The organism is Sneathiella sp. D3-11 (assembly GCF_055809395.1).
Window position 1 is genome coordinate 2,439,980 of record NZ_CM147911.1, and the last position, 19,517, is coordinate 2,459,496.

Consider the following 19,517-nt stretch of genomic DNA (forward strand, 5'->3'; position numbering starts at 1 on the left):
TAACCTGAACAAGTTGACGTAAATGGACTCTGCGCACGGGCTGAAATTTGATGTGGTCGTCGTCGGCGCAGGTGCTGCTGGGATGATGTGCGCGATCGAGGCGGGAAAACGCGGTCGTAAAGTTCTCCTCCTTGAAAAAGCTGAGAAATGTGGACAGAAAATACTGATCTCAGGCGGCGGTCGCTGTAATTTCACCAACCTTCTTGCAGCGCCCGAAAAATTCATCTCCGACAATCCGCATTTCTGCAAATCTGCGCTTCGTCAATATACGCAGTCCGATTTTATCGCCCTAGTCGAAAAACACGGCATCGCCTATCACGAGAAGAAACTGGGGCAGCTTTTTTGTGATGAAAGCGCCAAGAAGATCGTCGCAATGCTGGAGGCGGAATGCGATGCGGCCGATGTCATGATTTGGCGTGGCACCGGAGCAGAACGCATCGATCAGAAAGAAGGCTCATTTCTGATCCATGCGGGTGGACAATCTATTAAGGCTGAAAGCCTTGTCGTCGCTACGGGAGGCTTGTCTATCCCGAAACTCGGAGCGAATGATTTTGCTTATCGAATGGCTAAGACTTTCGAACTACCGCTTGCCCTGCCGCGTCCAGAGCTTGGTGCCCTTTACGTTTGAGACTAAGGATAAGGACCGCTTCGCGGGACTAACGGGGGTTTCCGCCGATGTTGTCATCCATATTGGAAAAGTTCAGTTCCGGGAAAACCTCCTTTTTACCCATAAGGGTTTAAGCGGTCCTGCAATTTTGCAGATATCGTCCTTTTGGCAGCCCGGTGAGGCCATTCAGATCGATTTCCTCCCCAATGTTGATCTTGCCAGCCTTCTGAAAGAGAAGCGGCAAAGTCAACCAAAGCTCAAGGTTGGACATCTATTAAAGGAGTATCTTGCAAATCGATTGATAGGGACTCTCTTGCAGGATGCCAGTGACCTTCCCGAACTTGGCAATCTATCGGACAAGAGAGTTTTAGAGATAGTAAATAATATTAAACTGGTTAAAATATATCCAAATGGAACAGAAGGATATGCCAAGGCGGAAGTGACCGTTGGCGGTGTCAGTACGGGGGCGCTGAACTCAAAATCCATGGAGGTAAAATCAGTTCCCGGACTTTTCTTCATCGGGGAGGCCGTAGACGTTACCGGATTTCTCGGTGGATATAATTTCCAATGGGCTTGGTCATCCGGGTTCGTCGCGGGACAATATGCCTGAACCCCGGAAGCGAGACGATTGGCTGGCATTAGCGCCAGACCTTAGCATTGGGGGAGAAGCCTCCATTGAGGAACTGACTTTTTCCAGTTCCATGCTATCCGACATATCCACTTCTCTTTGGGAGGACGGATATCTCTCCCTACCTCCCTTATTTGATCCGAGTGAATTGGCGTCGGTAAGGGATGCGATATTCGCTCTATTCGAACAGGATATCCCGCCAGTTTATATATATCTTTTTGATCAGCCCTGGTGGTTGTTTGCGCGTTTAGGCCCCTTGCTTCGCCATTTTGTCGGTGAGAATTTTGGGGTTCTTCCTAATCTTTGGGCTTGGCATCTGAACCGTGAAGGCGCGCGGGGCTGGCCACCGCATCGCGATTGTGATGCCATGACCGTCTTCGGAGAAGGAGAGGATGCGGTTCTGATGAGCCTGTCACTCTGGCTTCCACTGACGGATGCGGATGAGAGTAACGGCTGCATGTACATAGTACCTCAATCGAGGTATGAGGCAAACAGCGCGTCGCAAAAAGCCGATCTTATGGACGCACGATCGCTTCCGGCAAAGGCGGGATCTGTTCTCGGGTGGCCACAAGATGTTTATCATTGGGGCGGATCATATACGTCGGCGGCGAAGAACCCGCGGGTTAGCCTTTCGCTTGAATTTCAAAACAGAGCCTTCGATCCGCTTGCCGACCCTTTAATGGATATGGGTAAACTTCCGCCGTTTGAGATACGACGCAGCCTTATTCAGGATCAGTTTGCGAAGTATCGCCATATTGATCCGAATCTCGGCGCAGGAAAATAAGCCGCGCCGCGCCGTATTTACGATCTTTCAACAGCCTGAATTCTGGCGGGATATCGACATTTTCTTTCGCCGCTATTTCAATCACGATGATGGCGTCAGGTTTAATCCAGCCATTTTTCTTGAGCGCAACAAGAGTCGGCGCGGCGAGATTCTCACCGTATGGCGGATCCATGAGGATAAGATCGCATGGCATTCCCGGTTTTCCCGGATTAGCGGCATCTCGCCGGAGAATATCCGTACAATTGCGGGCGCTCATGTTTTTCACATTCTGTTCGACAAGCTTCAGGCTTTTCGAATGGTTGTCGAGAAAGGTGACATGGACAGCCCCTCGCGAAAGCGCCTCCAGCCCAAGCGCGCCAGTTCCCGCAAAAACATCCAGCACGATGGCGTCGTTGGGAAGCAGGCCATTTTCACCGCGCATTTCTGAATCATGGCCGAGTATATTGAAAAGAGCCTCCCGCGCGCGATCAGAGGTGGGGCGCACCCGCTTGTCTTCCGGCAGGACGAGTTTCTTGCCTCTAAATTTCCCACCAACGATGCGCATCAGCTTGATTTTTTTGGGGAAGTGCGGGCTTTTAAGGTTCCTTGCTTGCGCGGCGCAGTCGATGGGCGCGAGGGGGCGGTCTTGGGCTTTAGGGATCCCTGTCGTTTGCCACGCGGGGGGCGCTGGCCCGTATTCGCTTCAGCGGCTGGGTCCTCGAATTTTTCGACACCCATCTGTTCCCGCAGGATTTTGGATCTCACTTCATCTACGGCACCGGCGGGCAGATCGCCTAGCGACATGGGGCCGTAGGATGTCCGGATCAGCCGAGATACGGAATAGCCAAGATATTCCATCACTTTACGGATTTCCCGATTCTTTCCTTCCCGAAGAGCAATGGTCAACCAGCTATTGGCACCCTTGGTGCTGTCGATGGTGCCTTCAATCGACCCATAGCGTACACCCTCTACGGTAATGCCTTTTGCAAGTTTTTGCATGTCGGTGTCTCTAGGGTGCCCATGGACACGGACGCGATACTTCCGCTTCCATCCAGTGGCCGGCAGTTCCAGCTTGCGGGCAAGTTCCCCGTCGTTGGTGAGCAGCAGCAGTCCTTCTGAATTCAGGTCAAGACGGCCGACGGATATCACGCGCGGTAAATCTTCGGGCAGTTTGTCAAAGACGGTGTCGCGGCCTTTTTCATCCTTGTGACTCGTCACAAGACCCGGCGGCTTGTGGTAGCGCCAAAGGCGTGGACGCTCCAGTGCGGGGATCGCCTTGCCATCCACCGTTATGTTGTCCTCTGGCGCGACCGTAAAGGCGGCACTTTCCAGAAGCGTCCCGTTGACGGTAACACGGCCGGCTTCGATCCAGCGTTCTGCTTCGCGGCGGGAGCAGAGACCGGCGCGTGCCATGCGCTTTGCGATCCGTTCTTTTTGAGGGGATTCTGTTGTCATCGGTCAGGCAGCAGACGCAGTGACAAAGGCGTCGATAATCTGTCGATCGCCGTTTGAAATCAGGTATTCCGGATGCCATTGAACACCCAGACAGAAGCGATAACGGCTATCCTCGATCCCTTCGATCACGCCGTCCTCGGCAACTGCATTGACGATGATATTCTCGCTAATGTCCTTCGCCGCCTGATGGTGGGCGCTGTTGACCGCGAGAGTGTCGGTGCCGACAATCCGGTGCAGCAGGGTGCCGGAGGTAACCTTGACAGTATGTCCGGCCTCTGTCCGTGGGTTGGGTTGTTCATGGGCGAGGGGATTTTCCACTTCATCCGGGATATGCTGGATCAATGTGCCACCCAATATTACATGCAGAAGCTGTTGCCCTCCGCAGATGCCGAGCACTGGCTTGTTCGCGGCCAGCATCGCCTCTGTGATATTTTTCTCGAACAGGGTGCGCCGATCCTTGGTCACGACTGTATCATGCCGGGTTGTCGCGCCAAACATGCCGGGGTCAACGTCGAAAGCGCCGCCAGTCACAACAAGCCCGTCGAGCGTTTTGACATAGTCTTCCACATGGTCAGGTTCGTGCGGCAATGCCAGCGGAAGTCCGCCACCAGCCACAATGACATCAGCATAGTTCTGCCGAAGCGCGTACCAGGGCATATTCGAATAGCCGCCCGGATCCTCTGAATCGAGGGTTATGCCAATTACAGGAATACTCATGCTTTCTTTTAGTCCTCTCTTGCCGACAACTCAACTCGCCTCTTTGACTATCTTCCCATAAAATATCTAAATTTCTATTGCTTGACGGCGATGGAACGAATTGCGAGTCTCCGAACATGGATCATGAAATTGTCGATTATATGGAAATGGCGCTCAGCACCGCCGAGATTGCCGGGCATCGCAACGAAGTGCCAGTTGGGGCAATCATTGTGGATACCGCGTCAGGGCGCGTCATCGCGAACTGCGGAAACCAGATGGTAGGTAGAAGCGACCCCACCGCGCATGCGGAAATGCTGGCGCTTCGCGCGGCGGGCAATATGATCGGTAGTCAAAGGCTTGTGAACTGCGATATCTACGTGACACTTGAGCCATGCCCGATGTGCGCAGCGGCAATTTCTCTCGCAAGAATAAGGCGGCTCTATTTTGGTGCTTATGATCCGAAGGGGGGCGGTGTCGAATACGGTGCACGCATCTTTGATCAGACCAGTTGTCATCATCGACCGGAAATATACGGCGGCCTGCAGGAAAGCAAATCGGCGGCGCTTTTAAAGAATTTCTTTGAAACAAGACGCTAAATATAGAAAGATGGTGTCAGAATTAATCATAACAAAAACCTGAATAACAAAAAAGGGAACAGCGAATGATCTTCGAATATTCGGACAAGGTAAAAGAACTGCAAGCTAGGGTGCAGGCTTTTATGGATGAGCATGTCTATCCAAATGAACAGCTATTTTATGATCAGGTGGATGAGGGTGACCGCTGGCAGCCGACAGCAATTGTCGAAGAGCTGAAAGAAAAGGCCAAGGCGGAAGGTCTCTGGAATTTGTTCCTGCCTGAAAGTGACCGTGGGGCAGGCCTTACCAATCTAGAATATGCACCGCTCTGTGAGATCATGGGGCGGGTCAGTTTTGCACCGGAAGTTTTCAACTGCTCGGCACCGGACACCGGTAACATGGAAGTGTTCGAACGCTATGCGAATGACGATCTGAAAGAGCGCTGGTTAAAGCCGTTGCTCAATGGCGAAATTCGCTCAGCTTTCGCCATGACGGAACCCGCGGTTGCCTCGTCAGACGCGACGAATATCGAATCGGAAATTACCCGTGACGGCGATGAATATGTCATCAATGGCACTAAATGGTGGACCTCTGGTGCTTATGATCCGCGCTGCAAAGTTCTGATCTTCATGGGAAAAACGGACAAGACTGCATCGCGCTATAATCAGCAGTCCATGATTGTTGTGCCGATGGAAACTGCCGGTATCAATGTGAAGCGTTTTCTGCCGGTGTTTGGCTATGACGATGCGCCGCATGGTCATGCAGAAGTGGAGTTTAAGGATGTGCGCGTTCCGGCAGATCATATTCTGTTGGGTGAAGGGCGTGGTTTTGAAATTGCGCAAGGTCGCCTGGGCCCGGGCCGCATTCACCATTGCATGCGCCAGATTGGCGTCGCCGAGCGTGCACTGGAGAAAATGTGCAAACGCGTGAAATCCCGCGTTGCATTTGGTAAACCCATTGCGGAGCAAACGGTCACGCTGGAACGTATTGCGGAATCTCGTGCGATGATCGAACAGGCACGGCTTCTCACATTGAAGGCCGCCTATATGATGGACACGGTCGGCAATAAAGAAGCGAAAGCTGAAATTGCCATGATCAAGGTGGTGGCACCAAATATCACCGGTAAGATTATTGACTGGGCAATTCAGGCGCATGGCGCGGGCGGTGTTAGTGATGACTTTGGCCTCGCCTTTGCCTATGCCCATTCACGGACCTTGCGACTTGCCGATGGCCCGGACGAAGTGCATCGCAACCAGATTGGCCGGTTGGAGCTTAAAAAGCACGATTGATTTGCGGCTTTCAGGTACTAAAGACGTGGAAGAGCTTCCTTTCTGGGAAGCTCTTCTTTTTTCTGTGCAGATTTTTCCATAGCATGAAGTTCTGCTTTTCCTATATACAGGCATGTTCCTGTTTATAGCGACGTAATATTAGGCCTTTTTAATGATCAAGTTTTTGGGTTGGATAATGCTGGGCATCATTGTGATTGTTGCCGGCTTTTTATATCGGTATGAAAGCCTTGATCCTTGTGAATGGCTAACCCAGGACTTGACGGCTCATGCAGGATTGCAGCCTGTCTCTGGGCTTGGCGAAGCCGCAGGATTGGTTATGGAGCCGACGGAGTGCATCCAGCGTTGGGCCAATTTGAGGATTGAAGACGCCGAAAAACATTAAGTGAGCAGGATTTCCTCAAACGGATAGTGGGTCATATTTTCGTAACCCTCCTCGGTGATTACGACTTGCTCCTCCAGTTTGACGCCTTCCTCACCTCCTTCGGCACCGATATAAGCCTCAACGCAAATCGCCATACCGGGCACCAGCTCATACTCGAATGCCCCTTCGTGATAGTCTTCCGGATAGGCAATATGCGGCCATTCATCGCAAAGACCAACGCCATGCATCTTCACGGAGTAGCGGGAATTCACAAATTCCTCTGAAAGAAGATGTCCGCCGAAGACGATCTCTTTAAATGGAACGCCCGGTGCCAGAAGTTTCATGTTCTGTTGAATATGATCATAGGCATACTGATACAGTTTTTTTGTTCGGCTGTTGGCGTTCCATCGCCGATAAACCATGTGCGGGAAATATCCGCGCACATACCGAAGCAACCGACCAGATCCGTATCAAAAGCCAGCAATTCGTTATTTCCGATTACCCGCGGACCGCATTCCTGAAACCATGGGTTGGTGCGCGGGCCTGAGGCAAGTATCCGGGTCTCGATCCATTCTCCGCCGCGCTTGATATTTTCAGCGTGCAGAACGGCCCAGACGTCATTCTCTGTTAGCCCGGGCCGGGCAATGCGCTGCATTTCACACATTGAAACTTCTGTTGCATGGACGGCGCATCTCAGGGCTTTGATTTCTTCCGGCTGTTTGATGGCTCGAGTCTTTTCCGTGACTTCCTCTCCATCAAAAATCCGTAACCCTATTCTTTCAAGGGCGCGTAAGCCATGGATCTGAATCTTATCCACGGCAAGCCGACGGTTACTGCCCGTATGCTCCCGCATCAAGCCATCGATCTGAGCTGCGAACCGTTCCGCATTCTCGACGGACTTATCCCCGCTCGTAAAATAAAAGAAGGAGGCGCCGGATCGTGTCTCGCGTACCAGTGGGTTGAAGGCAGTTAGTAGATCATTGTCGCCGAAATCCCAGACAACCATATATCCATCCGCCAAAACAAGGCAGGCCCGGAATGGATTATGCGCCGCCCAAAGCTGCATATTCGTCGTGTCGGAGGCAAACCGGATGTTGAGCGGATCATACATGAGAATACCGCCGTAGTCCCGCGCCTGAAGAGCCGCGACAAGACGGTCTAGACGCTGTGCGCGCATGACACTGAGGTCGGGAACATCCAACCCCGCCGCCGCCCATTCGTCAAACGCGAGTTGCGTCGGACCGATCTCGACACGGTTATTATCCAGCGGCGTTCCGTCTGGTTTTGTTAAAGGACTAAGTTGACCGCCAGTGGTTTTGCGGCCCGAAAAGATATCGCGCTTCATTTGCCAGCCCCCAAAGCCCAGGCGGGCGCCGCAGGCTCAAAAAGTGGTCACTGAAATCACGATATCAGAAAATTATAATATAGAGCAACATGGCTGCGACTAGTTATAGCTGGCTTTCGACCTTCTGCCAGCCGAGTGTGGCTAGCATATTCGTGAATTCCGCATACTCTTCGCCGACCGTAGAACTGGCATTGCCGTCTAGTCCACGTTTATAGACACCCTGAACAATAGCGGCGGTGCGGAAGAGCGAAAAGGCCATGTAAAAGGCCCAGTTCTCAATACCGTCACGTCCTGTGCGGTTGCAATAGGCGTCAATATAGGCTTGTTCCGTTGGGATGCCCGTTGCCTCGAAGTCGACTCCAACAAGACCGCCATTTCGCGGATGTATGAAATGATAATTCATACAGTTGTAGGCGAGGTCAGAAAGCGGGTGCCCGATGGTGCAAAGTTCCCAATCGAGGACAGCGACTACTTCTGGCTTTGTTGGATGTACAATCACATTTCCAAGCCGGTAATCCCCGTGGACAATGGTGCTGTCATCGCTATCCGGTAAATTCTCGGGGAGCCATTTAATCAGGTTCTCCATTGTCTCCAGATTGTCGGTTTGGGACGCGCGGTATTGTTTTGTCCAACGGCCGATCTGCCGCTCGAAATAGTTTCCTCTCTTGCCAAAATCCGAAAGGCCAACCGCGTCAATATCGACTTTATGGAGATTGGCCAGAGCTTCGTTCAATGAATCGTATATTGCGGCACGGATATGTGGCTCTGCGCCTGGAATATCAGGGGACAGGATAATACGGCCTTCTACCTTTTCCATGATATAAAAGGCGGTTCCAATAATGCTGTCATCTTCGCACAGGCAGAAGGTCCGGGGAACGGGAACATCGGTATTCTGAAGCGCCGAAATAACTTTGTATTCGCGGTCAACCGCATGGGCGGAGGGAAGGAGATTTCCCGGCGGCTTCTTCCGCATTACATAGTCCCGCTCGGGCGTATGCAGTAAAAATGTCGGATTGGACTGTCCGCCCTGAAACTGACTGATCTGGAGTGGGCCCTTAAATCCGTCCACATTCTCCGTCAAATAGTCAAACAACGCTCCTTCATTGAACTTGTGCATTTCCCGAACCGGGATGATCTCCACTCCGTCGCTCATAAACTTCCCTTTTACTTTATTAATTCTTTTTGGGAGAAGGCGCGCGTTCTACGCACCCTTAATAATTTTTTCGGCCTGTTCCCATCCCCGCACCGCCAATGGCTTCACGCGGACCGCAACATCCGCTGCATTCTTGTTCGCGGCCGTTCCGTCTTTTACGCGGCCGACAATGCCCTGAAGGATAGCAGCGAGGCGGAACATGTTATAGGCGGCATAAAAATCCCAGTTCTCGATCCCGTCGCGGCCAGTTCTTTCGCAATAGGTGGCAACATATTGCTCTTCCGTCGGGATGCCGAGTGCGGGAAGATCCAGACCGTTTAGGCCCCGGAACAATTCCGGCTCCAGCCGCCAGGTCATGCAATGATATGAAAAATCGGCAATTGGGTGGCCCAGCGTGGCCAGCTCCCAATCGAGAATGCCCATAACCTGGTGGGTTTCCTTATCAAGCACTGTATTATCGAGGCGGTAATCTCCGTGAACAATCGCCGTTTCATCGCCGGGCGGAATATTGTCCGGTAACCAGGCCATAAGGTTATCCATTGTCTCAATGGTTTCTGTCTCCGATGCCCGATACTGTTTCGTCCAGCGATTAATTTGCCGCGCGAGATAGTCTGTAGGTTTGCCGAAAGTTTCAAGGCCAACGGCTTTGTAATCAACCTGATGCAGGGCAGCCATGCCAGCGTTCATGCTGTCAAAAACGGCAACCCGATTGGCTTTCGAATAGCCGGGCAGGGACGGATCCCATTCGATATCTCCGTTGAGAAATTCCATGACATAGAACATGGTGCCGATGATGGTTTCATCTTCGCACAGGCAATATGTTTTTGGCACTGGAACGTCTGTATTGGCGAGGGCCGTGAGTACCCGGTATTCCCGGTCTACCGCATGTGCCGACGGAAGGAGTTTGCCGGGGGGCTTACGCCGCAGTACATACCTGCGATCAGGCGTCACTAGCATGTAACTGGGATTGGATTGTCCGCCCTTAAATTGCGAAACCTCTAGCGGTCCCTTAAAGCCAACAACATTCTTTTTAAGATAATCTTCCAATGGTGCAACATCGAACTTGTGGCGCTCACGCACTTCCATTGTTCCTGAAAATTGAGCTGAATCGTCGGACATTGATGCCCTTTCTTGTTATTTTATTGACCCTGTTCCTCGCGCTTAACCGCCCGCCATCCGATATCTGATCGGCAAAAACCTTGCGGCCATTCAATCGCATCGACGCCACTATACGCCTTTTTTTGTGCTTGTTTAACGGTTTTTCCCAATCCAGTGATTCCCAGCACACGGCCTCCCGTTGCCAGGATAGCATCGCCGTCGCGTTTTGTGCCCGCATGGAAGATAAGAACGTCGTCAATTGCAGCGGCCGCGCCAAGGCCTTTAATGGCAGAATTCTTCTCATAGGATCCGGGATATCCTTGGGCCGCCATAACAACGACAAGAGCCGTTTCATTCCGCCATTGAAGCGTAACATCGGCAAGCCCTTTATCTGCTGTCGCTATCAGGGCTGGCAGTAAATCGCCTTTGATCCGTGCACATAGCGCCTGACATTCAGGATCGCCAAAGCGAACATTATATTCAATGAGTTTTGGCCCATCTTTCGTGATCATCAGTCCGGCATAAAGTACGCCGGTAAAGGGAGTGCCACGGTTTTTCAGGGCGGTAATGGTTGGCATGATAATCGTTTTTATAGTCGCATCGACCATCTCTGGCGTCATAACCGGCGCGGGGGAGTAGGCGCCCATGCCACCTGTATTCGGGCCTGTATCGCCATCGCCAACGGCCTTATGGTCCTGCGCCGTGGCAAGAGGAAGTACATTTTCACCGTCGGTCAGCACGAAAAAGCTGGCCTCTTCACCTTCCATAAATTCTTCAATCACAATTTCGGCGCCCGCGCCGCCGAAAAGGCCGCCAAAAATTTCGTCTATCGTTTCATTGGCCTCTGTCAACGTTTCTGCGATAATGACGCCCTTACCTGCAGCGAGACCATCCGCCTTGATGACAATCGGAAATGTATTGCTCGCCACATAAGCTTTCGCCTCATCGGCTTTATCAAATCGCTGATAGGCGGCGGTCGGGATGTTATTTTCGCGGCAAAGATCCTTCATAAAGCCTTTGGAGCCTTCCAGCGCGGCGGCCGCCGCGCGTGGGCCAAAGCTCTTTATTCCCGCATCGGAAAGCTTGTCGACCAGGCCCAACACAAGTGGGACCTCGGGGCCGACAACAACAAAGTCGACAGCTTCCTTTCGGCTGAAATCGACGATTTTCTTGATATCTTCTGCCCCGATATCGACGCAGTCCGCAACTTCTTTGATCCCGCCATTACCCGGGGCGCAGAAAAGCTTTTCAACCAAAGGGGATTTTTTCAATGCCCAGCATAGTGCGTGCTCACGACCACCGGAGCCAATAACGAGTACTTTCATAATATTTTGAACTAATTTCCTTTGAACGACAGTGTAGAGTTTGTAGCATACTGTGACGGCAGGCCAAACAATCTTGAAGGAAAATCGTGTCAGATAATCGGAACCCGGGATCATCAAATATCCATGAATATACCGTTTCGGAGCTGAGCAGTTCGCTCAAGCGAACAGTTGAGGATGTTTTTGGCCATGTCCGCGTTCGTGCGGAAATATCTGGTTTAAAACGGGCGGCGTCCGGTCACGTCTATCTGACACTAAAGGATGACAAAGCTGTGCTGGACGGTGTGATGTGGCGGGGAACAGCAAGTAAGCTCAGCTTCCAACCCGAAGATGGTCTCGAAGTAATCTGTACCGGTAAGCTGACGACATATCCCGGACGGTCTAAATACCAAATCGTGATAGAGGCGATGGAACCGGCGGGCGTTGGTGCCTTGATGGCCCTGCTGGAGGAGCGGAAGAAAAAGCTTGCGGCTGAAGGGCTGTTCGACCCATCGAATAAAAAGGACCTGCCGTATCTCCCGCAGGTAATAGGTGTTGTTACCTCCCCGACCGGGGCAGTTATCCGCGACATTCTACATCGCCTGCGCGATAGGTTCCCGACCCATGTATTGCTCTGGCCGGTGCTGGTTCAGGGGGAGACGGCGGCAGGCCAGATCGCCGCCGCCATACGCGGGTTCAATGCCCTTCCAGTGGATGGTCATATTCCGCGACCAGACCTCCTGATTGTTGCGCGGGGCGGCGGAAGCCTAGAGGATCTCTGGGCCTTCAATGAGGAGGAGGTGGTGCGCGCGGCAGCTGAGAGTGTCATTCCGCTTATTTCCGCTGTCGGTCATGAGACTGATACAACGCTGATAGATTTTGCGTCGGACAAGCGTGCACCCACGCCAACCGCAGCAGCGGAGATTGCTGTGCCGGTGCGGTCAGAACTGATCGCTTATGTGGATGACCAGGAGCGTCGTATCAAGCGGAGCTTGAGCCGATCAATTGCAGACAAGCGCGAACGGCTCGCGGGCCTCTCGAGGGGATTGCGCGATCCCGCGTCGCTTATCGCTGAGAAAGTCCAGCATCTTGATCATCTGGAAAGCAGACTTCGGCAATCGGTTGTGAGCAACCTCAATTTCAAAGGGCAGCAGTTTAGCGGAGCGAGAGCAAAACTACGGCCACAACTCCTAGAGCGGTCGATGAAGCAATATGATGAAAAGCTGATCCTGATTGAACGTCAGATGGCGAGAAGCATGTCTATAAAACGGGAGCGTGCCGAAGAGCGATTAGGTGCAACAACTCGTTTGCTCGAAAGTCTTTCCTTCCGGCGGGTGTTGAAGCGCGGATACAGCATCGTCTGGGATGACGCGGGCAAGCCAATTTCTTCGGTTCAGGGTGCCACTCCGGGCCGGGCCGTAGAGGTGGAGTTTTCAGACGGCAAGGCCGCTGCGACAATTTCTGGCGAGACGGGGAGTACGTCGTCGGGTCGGACACCCAAGAAGGCGCAGAGGAAGCCGGGCGAGCCAAAACAGGGAAGCCTTCTATGAGGGGTATGTTCGTATTTTTCACCATTTTTTTTATTTCCCTAAATGCCTATGCTGATCGGACCAGCTTGCAGGGAAACTTCACACAAGGTGGATTAATCATTGGGGTGACAGAGCCGGATGCAGTTGTTTTCTTTGAGGGGAAACAGGTGGCAGTCTCTCCCTCTGGCCGTTTCTTGTTTGGCTTCGGACGTGATTTCAAACCGACAGCATTGCTCAAAATTCGCTATGTAGATGGGGGCGAAGAAGAAAAGCAACTCAACATCGAAAAACGGGAGTATAAGGTTGAGCGCGTTAGCGGGCTGCCCCCGTCCAAAGTCACCCCGAGCGCTGAATTTCTAAAGCGGATCCGGAAAGAGAATGCCGAAATCGCCCGCATTCGATCTGTTGAAACACAGAAGGAATGGTTCCTCTCCGGCTGGCAGTGGCCTGTGGTAGGCCGGGTGAGCGGCGTTTACGGTAGTCAGCGTATCCTCAATGATATTCCGAAGCGTCCTCATTTTGGTGTGGATATCGCGGCCCCTGAAGGTACGCTAGTCGTTGCCTCAACAGACGGGCTGATCCAGATGGCGGAGGAAGATTTATATTATACCGGTGGCACCGTTATGATTGATCATGGCTATGGGTTGGTATCTGTTTACTCCCACCTTAGTAAGCTCGATGTGATGCCGGGACAATTTGTTCGACAAGGCGAAAGAATTGGAGAAGTCGGCTCGACTGGCAGGTCTACGGGTCCACATCTTGATTGGCGTATCAATTGGTTTTCAGAGCGGCTTGATCCTGAGTTGCTGCTCGGGGCGATGCCGATAAACTAGGCAGAAAATGTGTCTTTTCTGGTGACATTGGCACGCTTTTTTAGCTTACCAAGAAGGACTATGCCCCCAAGTCCGCCTAGAAAGAGAAAGAAGCCAGCAGGCAGCGGTATTGCAGAGGTTGCTTGAGAAGAGATCGGCACAGGGTCGCCCTCTTCCTTAGCATCCAAGGCATGGAGGCCAAACAGGAAACCAACCCATTTTTTGTAGAACTGGTCGCCGGTGCCAAATGGGCCGGATGAAAACAGGCCGAACTGGTCGCCTTCTTCTTTTCCAAAGGAAAGAGATACCGTTTTTCCTTGCGCAATGCTTCTAAATTTTTCATCTGCGAATACAGTTGAAATCTCTAAATTCTGCTGTTGATGCAATTTTGAAAACCATTCTGAACGACTTTGCAGTGGTTCTGGTCCATAATCCCCATGAAGCGGAGCCGCCTTTATAGTTGATGTATATAGAAGAACGCTCACTATACAAAAAAGAGTTTTAACCAACGATTTCATATTTTCCTCTATCGGAGACCGATATCTCTCAGGGATCGTGAAATCAGTACTTTTTGTGAAAGAAATCGCCCCGTAAATGCCCCTAAACCGGCGATAGTCAAATAGTAGTGGAGCGGACCCTATTTCGTCAATTGGTGAGATATCAAAGTTATCGCGAAAAATTTACGGGAGAAACAGAGTAAAACATAATAATATTAGTGGGTTAGAGTGTTTTCGCTTTGCGGGAAGACCGCGGATATTCACAAAACCGCCAAGAATATGCGGCGTCTTTCCGGGAGTCATGGTTAATGAATATAGTTAATATGATCTGAACTCAGTTATATTTTTGTGCAACGCAGCAAGAACGGGAAAAATTACGCGAATCGGGAGATTAGAGCTGTGCAGCGTGGAAGTGACAGCCAACTCAATAAATATGAAAGCTCTCCATCGCGCCGTCATTTCGAAAGGGCATCCAATTCGCCGTAATTAACAGTGCTGAAAATCAGATTACTCTGATTTAAGCTTTTCGCCTGCTTTGACGACAACGTCACCTGCCTTGTTCATATTCTTGCTTGTGTCTTCCTTGACGCCTTGCCAGGTATCGCTGCAGCCGCTGACCATCAGAGAAGCAGACAGCAGCATAGCTGCCAAAAGTACACGCGAAAAGAATGTCATTGTGGATCACTCCGGTAAATCAAATGATAAAGGTAAATTAGCTAGAGCAATCTGAATTTGCAACCACTTCTCGTTTTCTGAAAAACTCTTTCATGCTTGCTTGCGTCAATGAGATTTTGCTGTTCCGAAAGTTTCCAGAAGTTTCATGAGTTCCGGGTGAAATTGGAGGCCTGAAGAGATGACATTCCGCTGATTAATGGATTTCCTGTTGTAGACAAGTTTATCACCCTGCGTCGTAGTGGTGATCCCACCTGCTTCAGCAAGAATAATATCCGCTGCAGCAATATCCCAATCGCTTTTTTGCGTTAGAGAAAGGGAGGCGTGTGCATCCTGTGAGGCAACTTTCACCATCCGGTAGGCAATGGAATTTACATGGCTGAACGTCGCTCCCTTGACCGTATCAAGCCAGCCATGCCATTCGAAGGATTTGCGGCTCGCGATCAGTTTGGCGTTCAAAAGATCGGATTTTTCACTGCAGGTTATAATCTCGCCATTTAGTTTGGCACCCTGTCCGCGAACCGCTTCGTAAAGTTCTTCCAATATAGGATTATATACAATCCCAAGGACCGGTTCCCCGTCTTCCACAAGGGCAGCGCAAATCGTAAATTCTGGCTTTCCGGCGATGAAGGAACGTGTGCCGTCAATTGGATCAACAATCCAGACTCTCGATTTTTCAAGGCGTGCACGGTCATCTGCCGTTTCTTCGGAAAGCCAACCATAATCCGGACGCGCGGCCAGCAGCTTTTCCTTGAAATGGGTGTCGAGAGCAAGATCTGCCTCGCTTACGGGGTCGCCCGGTTTTTTCTCCCAGCTTTTAAGCGTATTCTTGAAATACCGGCGGGCAATATCCCCGGCTTCTTGCATGGTGTGTGAGAGCAGGGAAAAATCTTTGTCAAATTCAGTCGTCATGTACCTGCAACCATCATCCCTTCGACACGCAGGCTTGGCGCGTTGGTTCCCTGTCGGAATTCTAGGTCATCTGCAGGCGTGAGGTTCAGGAACATATCCTTCAGATTGCCGGCAATGGTAAGTTCAGAAACCGGAAAGGCAATTTTGCCGTCCTCAATCCAGAAACCCGACGCCCCACGGCTGTAGTCTCCCGTGATGCCGTTGACTCCAAAGCCAATCAAGCTGGTAATATATAGACCCGATTTGATGTCAGCGAGCATTTCCTCAAGGGAGTTTGATCCAGCTTCCATATACAGGTTTGTCGTTCCGGAACCGGGGGGCGAGGCAGTCCCGCGCGTTGCTCTGCCATTGGTCTCAAGGCCAAGTTGCTTAGCTGATGCACTGTTGAGGATCCAGCATTGCAGTGTGCCGCCCTTGATCAAGTCCAGTCGATTATTTGAGACCCCTTCGCCATCGAATGGTTTCGACGCTGGCCCCCTCGATCTATGGGGATCATCAATGATATTGATCTGCTCATTGAAAATCTGTTCACCCATCTGGTCTTTCAAAAAACTGGTGCCGCGTGCGACGGAGGCGCCGGAAATGGCGCCTGAAAAATGCCCGAGAATACTCCCCGATACTCGGTTGCTATAGACAACAGGAAATTGCCCACTCGGCATTTTCCGTGGATTAAGGAGTTTGACCGCTCGCTCCCCGGCAATTTTACCAATCTCCGAAGGCGCCCGCACATCAGCATAGAAATGGCGACTGTCATAATCATAGTCGCGCTCCATACCCTGGCCTTCACCGGCGATCACGGAGGCGCTGACAGAAAAGCTGCTGGAGCTATAGGCTCCCCTGAAGCCGCCGGAGGTGGCCAGCGCGATCGAGGCACTTCCTGTTGAGGCGCCGCCGCCTTCCGAGTTGGTGACGCCTTCGACACCGAGGGCAGCTTCTTCAGCCTCATTCGCAATAGCGACAAGTTCGTCTGGCGAGAGTGACGTGTCGTCATAAAGATCGAGATCCAGCATTTTCTTGGCAAGAAAGGCAGGATCGGCAAGGCCGCAAAATTCGTCCTCTGGCATATTGCGGGCCATTGCGAGAGCCCGGTCCACAAGTTCTTCCAATACCTCCGGCTTTGTATCATTAGAGGACACAAAGGCCTGTTGCTTGCCAATAAGAACCCGAAGGCCGAGATCGTGTGCCTCAGACCGTTCGATCTCCTCGGTTTCGCCCTGACGGACAGAGACATTGACTGACGTTCCCTGAATGCGGACGGCATCCGCCGCTTCGGCGCCCTTGCGCTGTGCAATAGCAATCAGGTCATCGAGAATATTGAGCGAATTCTGCTCATCAGCTGTTTGTTTTGACATAGGCACCTTGAGTGAAAAATAACAACCCCCCATACATAGGAGGCATGGGCTGAAAATGGAATTAGAAAAGCAAATTCATTCCAGAGAGGCCGTCCCAGAGTAGCTTTCCGCCTGTCAGCAACACCAGCATATAGGCGATGCGGTAGAAAAGAACCTCCGAAACCATTTTATGTGCCTTGACCCCGAGCCAGATACCAAGCGGTGCGAGTGGTAGGAGGACCAGAGATGTTCCGATATTCTGCACAGAGAACTGTCCAAGCAGGCCATAGGGAATAAGTTTCACATAGTTTATCGCGAAGAAAAACCAGACGGAAGTGCCGACGTAAAGCGTCTTGTCGAGCTTTTGCGGGAGCATATAGAACTGGAGCGGTGGCCCACCTGCATGAGCAACGAAGCTCGTGAATCCGGCAATTGATCCCCAGAAGGAGCCTCGGATAAGGTTTGCCTTAGCCACATGATCGGCAGGAACTCTGCGCGCATAATGGTTAAGTGTGAAAACGACGCAGATGACACCGAGCAAGACCTTGATGAAATCCGAGCTTAAATAGCTGAAAAGTAGATAGCCGATGAGGATGCCTATCACGGCGCCCGGTAGCAGGTAGCCGAGATTACGCCAATCGGCAGTACGTCGGTATGCCAATAGGCCGAAAATATCCATCACGCAGAGGATCGGCAGGACGATGGCAGCTGCCTGTATAGGCGAAATCATCAGCGAGAGAAGGGGGACGCTCAACAATCCTAGCGAGCCCGCAAATCCTCCTTTCGATATCCCAATCAGCAAGACCACAGGGATCGCAATAATATAAAAAACAGGATCGGTGATAAACGTCATACTAACTTCCCTGTGGCAGCGTTTGTTATTATTATTCAGGACAATAAGAGGGATGTGCAGCCCTTATTTCCATATTGGTTTCCCGCTACCAGGAAGACCAAGTTTTTCCCAAAGCTGGTCAACTTTTTTGATCACTGCGTCATCCATGCGAATTTGCGTGCCCCATTCGCGTTTGGTCTCGGGGGGCATCTTGTTTGTGGCGTCGAGACCGATTTTGCCGCCTAAACTTGGCTCAGGTGATGCGAAGTCCAGATAGTCGATTGGTGTATTCTCAATTGTCGTGATATCGCGTACAGGGTCCATTCTTGTCGAGACGGCCCACATCACATCTTTCCAGTCGCGGGCGTCGATATCGTCGTCCACGATGATGAGGAATTTTGTGTACATAAATTGCCTGAGATAAGACCAAGCCCCCATCATCACGCGCTTTGCATGGCCGGGATAGGCTTTCTTCATGGAGATAACCGCAATCCGGTAGCTGCACCCTTCGGGCGGGAGCCAGAAATCTGTAATTTCTGGAAACTGCTGCTGTATCAGAGGAATGAAAAGCTCATTCAGCGCTTCTCCGAGTACGCTCGGCTCATCCGGCGGCCGGCCGGTAAAGGTCGAGAGATAAATCGGTTTTTTACGCATGGTGATGGCGGAAATCGTGAACACCGGAAAGCTCTCAACCGAATTGTAATATCCGGTGTGATCGCCATACGGCCCTTCATCACCATAATCATCGAGAGAGACATGACCTTCGAGGATAATCTCGGCCGTCGCAGGGACTTTAAGAGGAATGGTTTTGCAGTCGACCAGCTCGACCTTTTCGCCACGTAACAGTCCCGCAAACTGATATTCAGAAAGATTGTCCGGGATTGGCGTTACGGCAGCTAGAATGGTGCCCGGATCCGCGCCGATGACCACTGCCGCTGGAAGAGGCTCGGTTTTTTCCTTGCCCCAGCGTGCATGATGCTGCGCGCCGCCGCGATGCTTGAGCCAGCGCATCAGGGTTTTGTTCTTGCCGAGTTTCTGCATCCGGTAGATGCCAAGATTGAAATCATCCGATTTGCCCTCGCCAGGGCCCTTCGTCACCACCAGCGGCCAGGTGATCAACGGCGCAGGTTCTCCCGGCCAGCAAGTCTGGATCGGCAGCTTGTCGAGATCGATCTCTGCCCCTGTCAGCACTACTTCCTGAGAGGGTGCATTCTTAACGGTTTTGGGGCGCATGTTCATGACGGTTTTCAGGACAGGCAGCATCCCAACGGCTTCACGAATCCCTTCTGGCGGTTCAGGCTGACGCAAAAAAGCGAGGGTTTCGCCGACTTGTCGAAGTTCGTCAGGTGTGCGGTTCATGCCCATGGCAACCCGATCAATGGTGCCGAACAGGTTGACGAGGACAGGCATCGAGCTTTTCTCGCCTTTCTCGTTGACTGGATTTTCAAACAGAACAGCAGGGCCGCCCTCCGCCAGAAGGCGAGTTTGAATCTCAGTCATTTCAAGATCGGTTGAGACCGCTTCCTGCACCCTGACGAGTTTCTTATCTGCTTCAAGCTGCGCAATAAATTCCCGGAGTGAACCGTACGCCATTTTTACCTATTCCATTGTTACCCGCGCCCCGACGACTATGCCCGAGATCATCCACTACCGTAAAGCAA

General features: G+C 51.7%; 18 protein-coding genes and 2 pseudogenes. 7 read left to right on the top strand and 13 right to left on the bottom strand.

Annotation, left to right across the window (positions count from 1 at the left end):
* Positions 1 to 22 precede the first annotated feature (22 nt).
* Positions 23 to 1,217: pseudogene (locus AC0L73_RS12455) on the top strand (BaiN/RdsA family NAD(P)/FAD-dependent oxidoreductase).
* Entirely contained in the window at positions 1,210 to 2,019 is an 810-nt protein-coding gene (locus AC0L73_RS12460; protein ID WP_227947891.1) for a phytanoyl-CoA dioxygenase family protein, read from the top strand. Before AC0L73_RS12455 ends, AC0L73_RS12460 begins: the two are co-directional and overlap by 8 nt.
* On the opposite strand, the gene rsmD is transcribed toward AC0L73_RS12460, so the two are convergent.
* Genes rsmD through AC0L73_RS12475 form a run of 3 tightly spaced genes read right to left on the bottom strand, consistent with a single transcriptional unit; the run spans position 1,958 to position 4,170 of the window.
* Complete coding sequence (gene rsmD, locus AC0L73_RS12465; RefSeq protein WP_473653876.1) at positions 1,958 to 2,563, bottom strand: 16S rRNA (guanine(966)-N(2))-methyltransferase RsmD; 606 nt, start codon at positions 2,561 to 2,563, stop codon at positions 1,958 to 1,960. The genes AC0L73_RS12460 and rsmD overlap by 62 nt on opposite strands.
* The gene (locus tag AC0L73_RS12470; RefSeq protein ID WP_473653877.1) at positions 2,563 to 3,453 is read right to left on the bottom strand and encodes a pseudouridine synthase; all 891 of its coding nucleotides are present in this window, start codon (positions 3,451 to 3,453) and stop codon (positions 2,563 to 2,565) included. The genes rsmD and AC0L73_RS12470 overlap by 1 nt, the downstream gene beginning before the upstream one ends.
* Before the next feature lie 3 nt (positions 3,454 to 3,456).
* Positions 3,457 to 4,170 (bottom strand): gamma-glutamyl-gamma-aminobutyrate hydrolase family protein, encoded by a 714-nt coding sequence (locus AC0L73_RS12475; RefSeq protein WP_227947888.1) that lies wholly within the window; start codon positions 4,168 to 4,170, stop codon positions 3,457 to 3,459.
* Between the two features lie 116 nt (positions 4,171 to 4,286).
* On the opposite strand from AC0L73_RS12475, the gene AC0L73_RS12480 reads away from it, so the two are divergent.
* The 3 genes from AC0L73_RS12480 (at position 4,287) to AC0L73_RS12490 (ending at position 6,395) form a co-directional block, all read left to right on the top strand.
* Complete coding sequence (locus AC0L73_RS12480; RefSeq protein ID WP_227947887.1) at positions 4,287 to 4,745, top strand: nucleoside deaminase; 459 nt, start codon at positions 4,287 to 4,289, stop codon at positions 4,743 to 4,745.
* Between the two features lie 65 nt (positions 4,746 to 4,810).
* Positions 4,811 to 6,013, top strand: a complete 1,203-nt coding sequence (locus tag AC0L73_RS12485; protein ID WP_473653878.1) for an acyl-CoA dehydrogenase family protein — start codon at positions 4,811 to 4,813, stop codon at positions 6,011 to 6,013.
* A gap of 151 nt (positions 6,014 to 6,164) precedes the next feature.
* A complete protein-coding gene (locus AC0L73_RS12490) occupies positions 6,165 to 6,395 on the top strand; it encodes a hypothetical protein (RefSeq protein ID WP_227947885.1) in 231 nt (76 codons plus the stop codon).
* On the opposite strand, the pseudogene dddP reads toward AC0L73_RS12490, so the two are convergent.
* The 4 genes and pseudogenes from dddP to purD form a co-directional block, all read right to left on the bottom strand.
* A pseudogene (gene dddP / locus AC0L73_RS12495) lies at positions 6,392 to 7,719 on the bottom strand (dimethylsulfonioproprionate lyase DddP). The gene AC0L73_RS12490 and the pseudogene dddP overlap by 4 nt on opposite strands.
* Before the next feature lie 103 nt (positions 7,720 to 7,822).
* Positions 7,823 to 8,872, bottom strand: coding sequence for a phosphotransferase (locus AC0L73_RS12500; protein ID WP_473653879.1), 1,050 nt, complete (start codon positions 8,870 to 8,872; stop codon positions 7,823 to 7,825).
* A 48-nt stretch (positions 8,873 to 8,920) separates the two neighbouring features.
* Positions 8,921 to 9,991, bottom strand: a complete 1,071-nt coding sequence (locus tag AC0L73_RS12505) for a phosphotransferase family protein (RefSeq protein ID WP_473653880.1) — start codon at positions 9,989 to 9,991, stop codon at positions 8,921 to 8,923.
* A gap of 20 nt (positions 9,992 to 10,011) precedes the next feature.
* A complete protein-coding gene (gene purD / locus AC0L73_RS12510) occupies positions 10,012 to 11,295 on the bottom strand; it encodes a phosphoribosylamine--glycine ligase (RefSeq protein ID WP_227947881.1) in 1,284 nt (427 codons plus the stop codon).
* A gap of 86 nt (positions 11,296 to 11,381) precedes the next feature.
* Here purD and xseA point away from each other — a divergent pair, with 86 nt between their 5' ends.
* Complete coding sequence (gene xseA / locus AC0L73_RS12515; RefSeq protein ID WP_227947880.1) at positions 11,382 to 12,821, top strand: exodeoxyribonuclease VII large subunit; 1,440 nt, start codon at positions 11,382 to 11,384, stop codon at positions 12,819 to 12,821.
* Entirely contained in the window at positions 12,818 to 13,633 is an 816-nt protein-coding gene (locus tag AC0L73_RS12520) for a M23 family metallopeptidase (RefSeq protein WP_473653881.1), read from the top strand. Before xseA ends, AC0L73_RS12520 begins: the two co-directional genes overlap by 4 nt.
* Here the strand turns inward: AC0L73_RS12520 and AC0L73_RS12525 are convergent.
* From AC0L73_RS12525 to AC0L73_RS12550, 6 genes are all read right to left on the bottom strand, one after another.
* A complete protein-coding gene (locus AC0L73_RS12525) occupies positions 13,630 to 14,130 on the bottom strand; it encodes a hypothetical protein (protein WP_473653882.1) in 501 nt (166 codons plus the stop codon). The genes AC0L73_RS12520 and AC0L73_RS12525 overlap by 4 nt on opposite strands.
* Before the next feature lie 486 nt (positions 14,131 to 14,616).
* The gene (locus AC0L73_RS12530; protein WP_227947877.1) at positions 14,617 to 14,784 is read right to left on the bottom strand and encodes a hypothetical protein; all 168 of its coding nucleotides are present in this window, start codon (positions 14,782 to 14,784) and stop codon (positions 14,617 to 14,619) included.
* A gap of 105 nt (positions 14,785 to 14,889) precedes the next feature.
* Positions 14,890 to 15,693 carry a 3'(2'),5'-bisphosphate nucleotidase CysQ gene (locus AC0L73_RS12535; RefSeq protein WP_473653883.1) on the bottom strand — a complete coding sequence of 268 codons (804 nt, stop codon included), beginning with the start codon at positions 15,691 to 15,693 and terminating at the stop codon, positions 14,890 to 14,892.
* A complete protein-coding gene (locus AC0L73_RS12540; RefSeq protein WP_473653884.1) occupies positions 15,690 to 17,045 on the bottom strand; it encodes a TldD/PmbA family protein in 1,356 nt (451 codons plus the stop codon). The genes AC0L73_RS12535 and AC0L73_RS12540 overlap by 4 nt, the downstream gene beginning before the upstream one ends.
* 61 nt (positions 17,046 to 17,106) lie before the next feature.
* Complete coding sequence (locus tag AC0L73_RS12545) at positions 17,107 to 17,877, bottom strand: sulfite exporter TauE/SafE family protein (protein WP_473653885.1); 771 nt, start codon at positions 17,875 to 17,877, stop codon at positions 17,107 to 17,109.
* Between the two features lie 63 nt (positions 17,878 to 17,940).
* Entirely contained in the window at positions 17,941 to 19,449 is a 1,509-nt protein-coding gene (locus AC0L73_RS12550; RefSeq protein ID WP_473653886.1) for a UbiD family decarboxylase, read from the bottom strand.
* Positions 19,450 to 19,517: the final 68 nt, after the last annotated feature.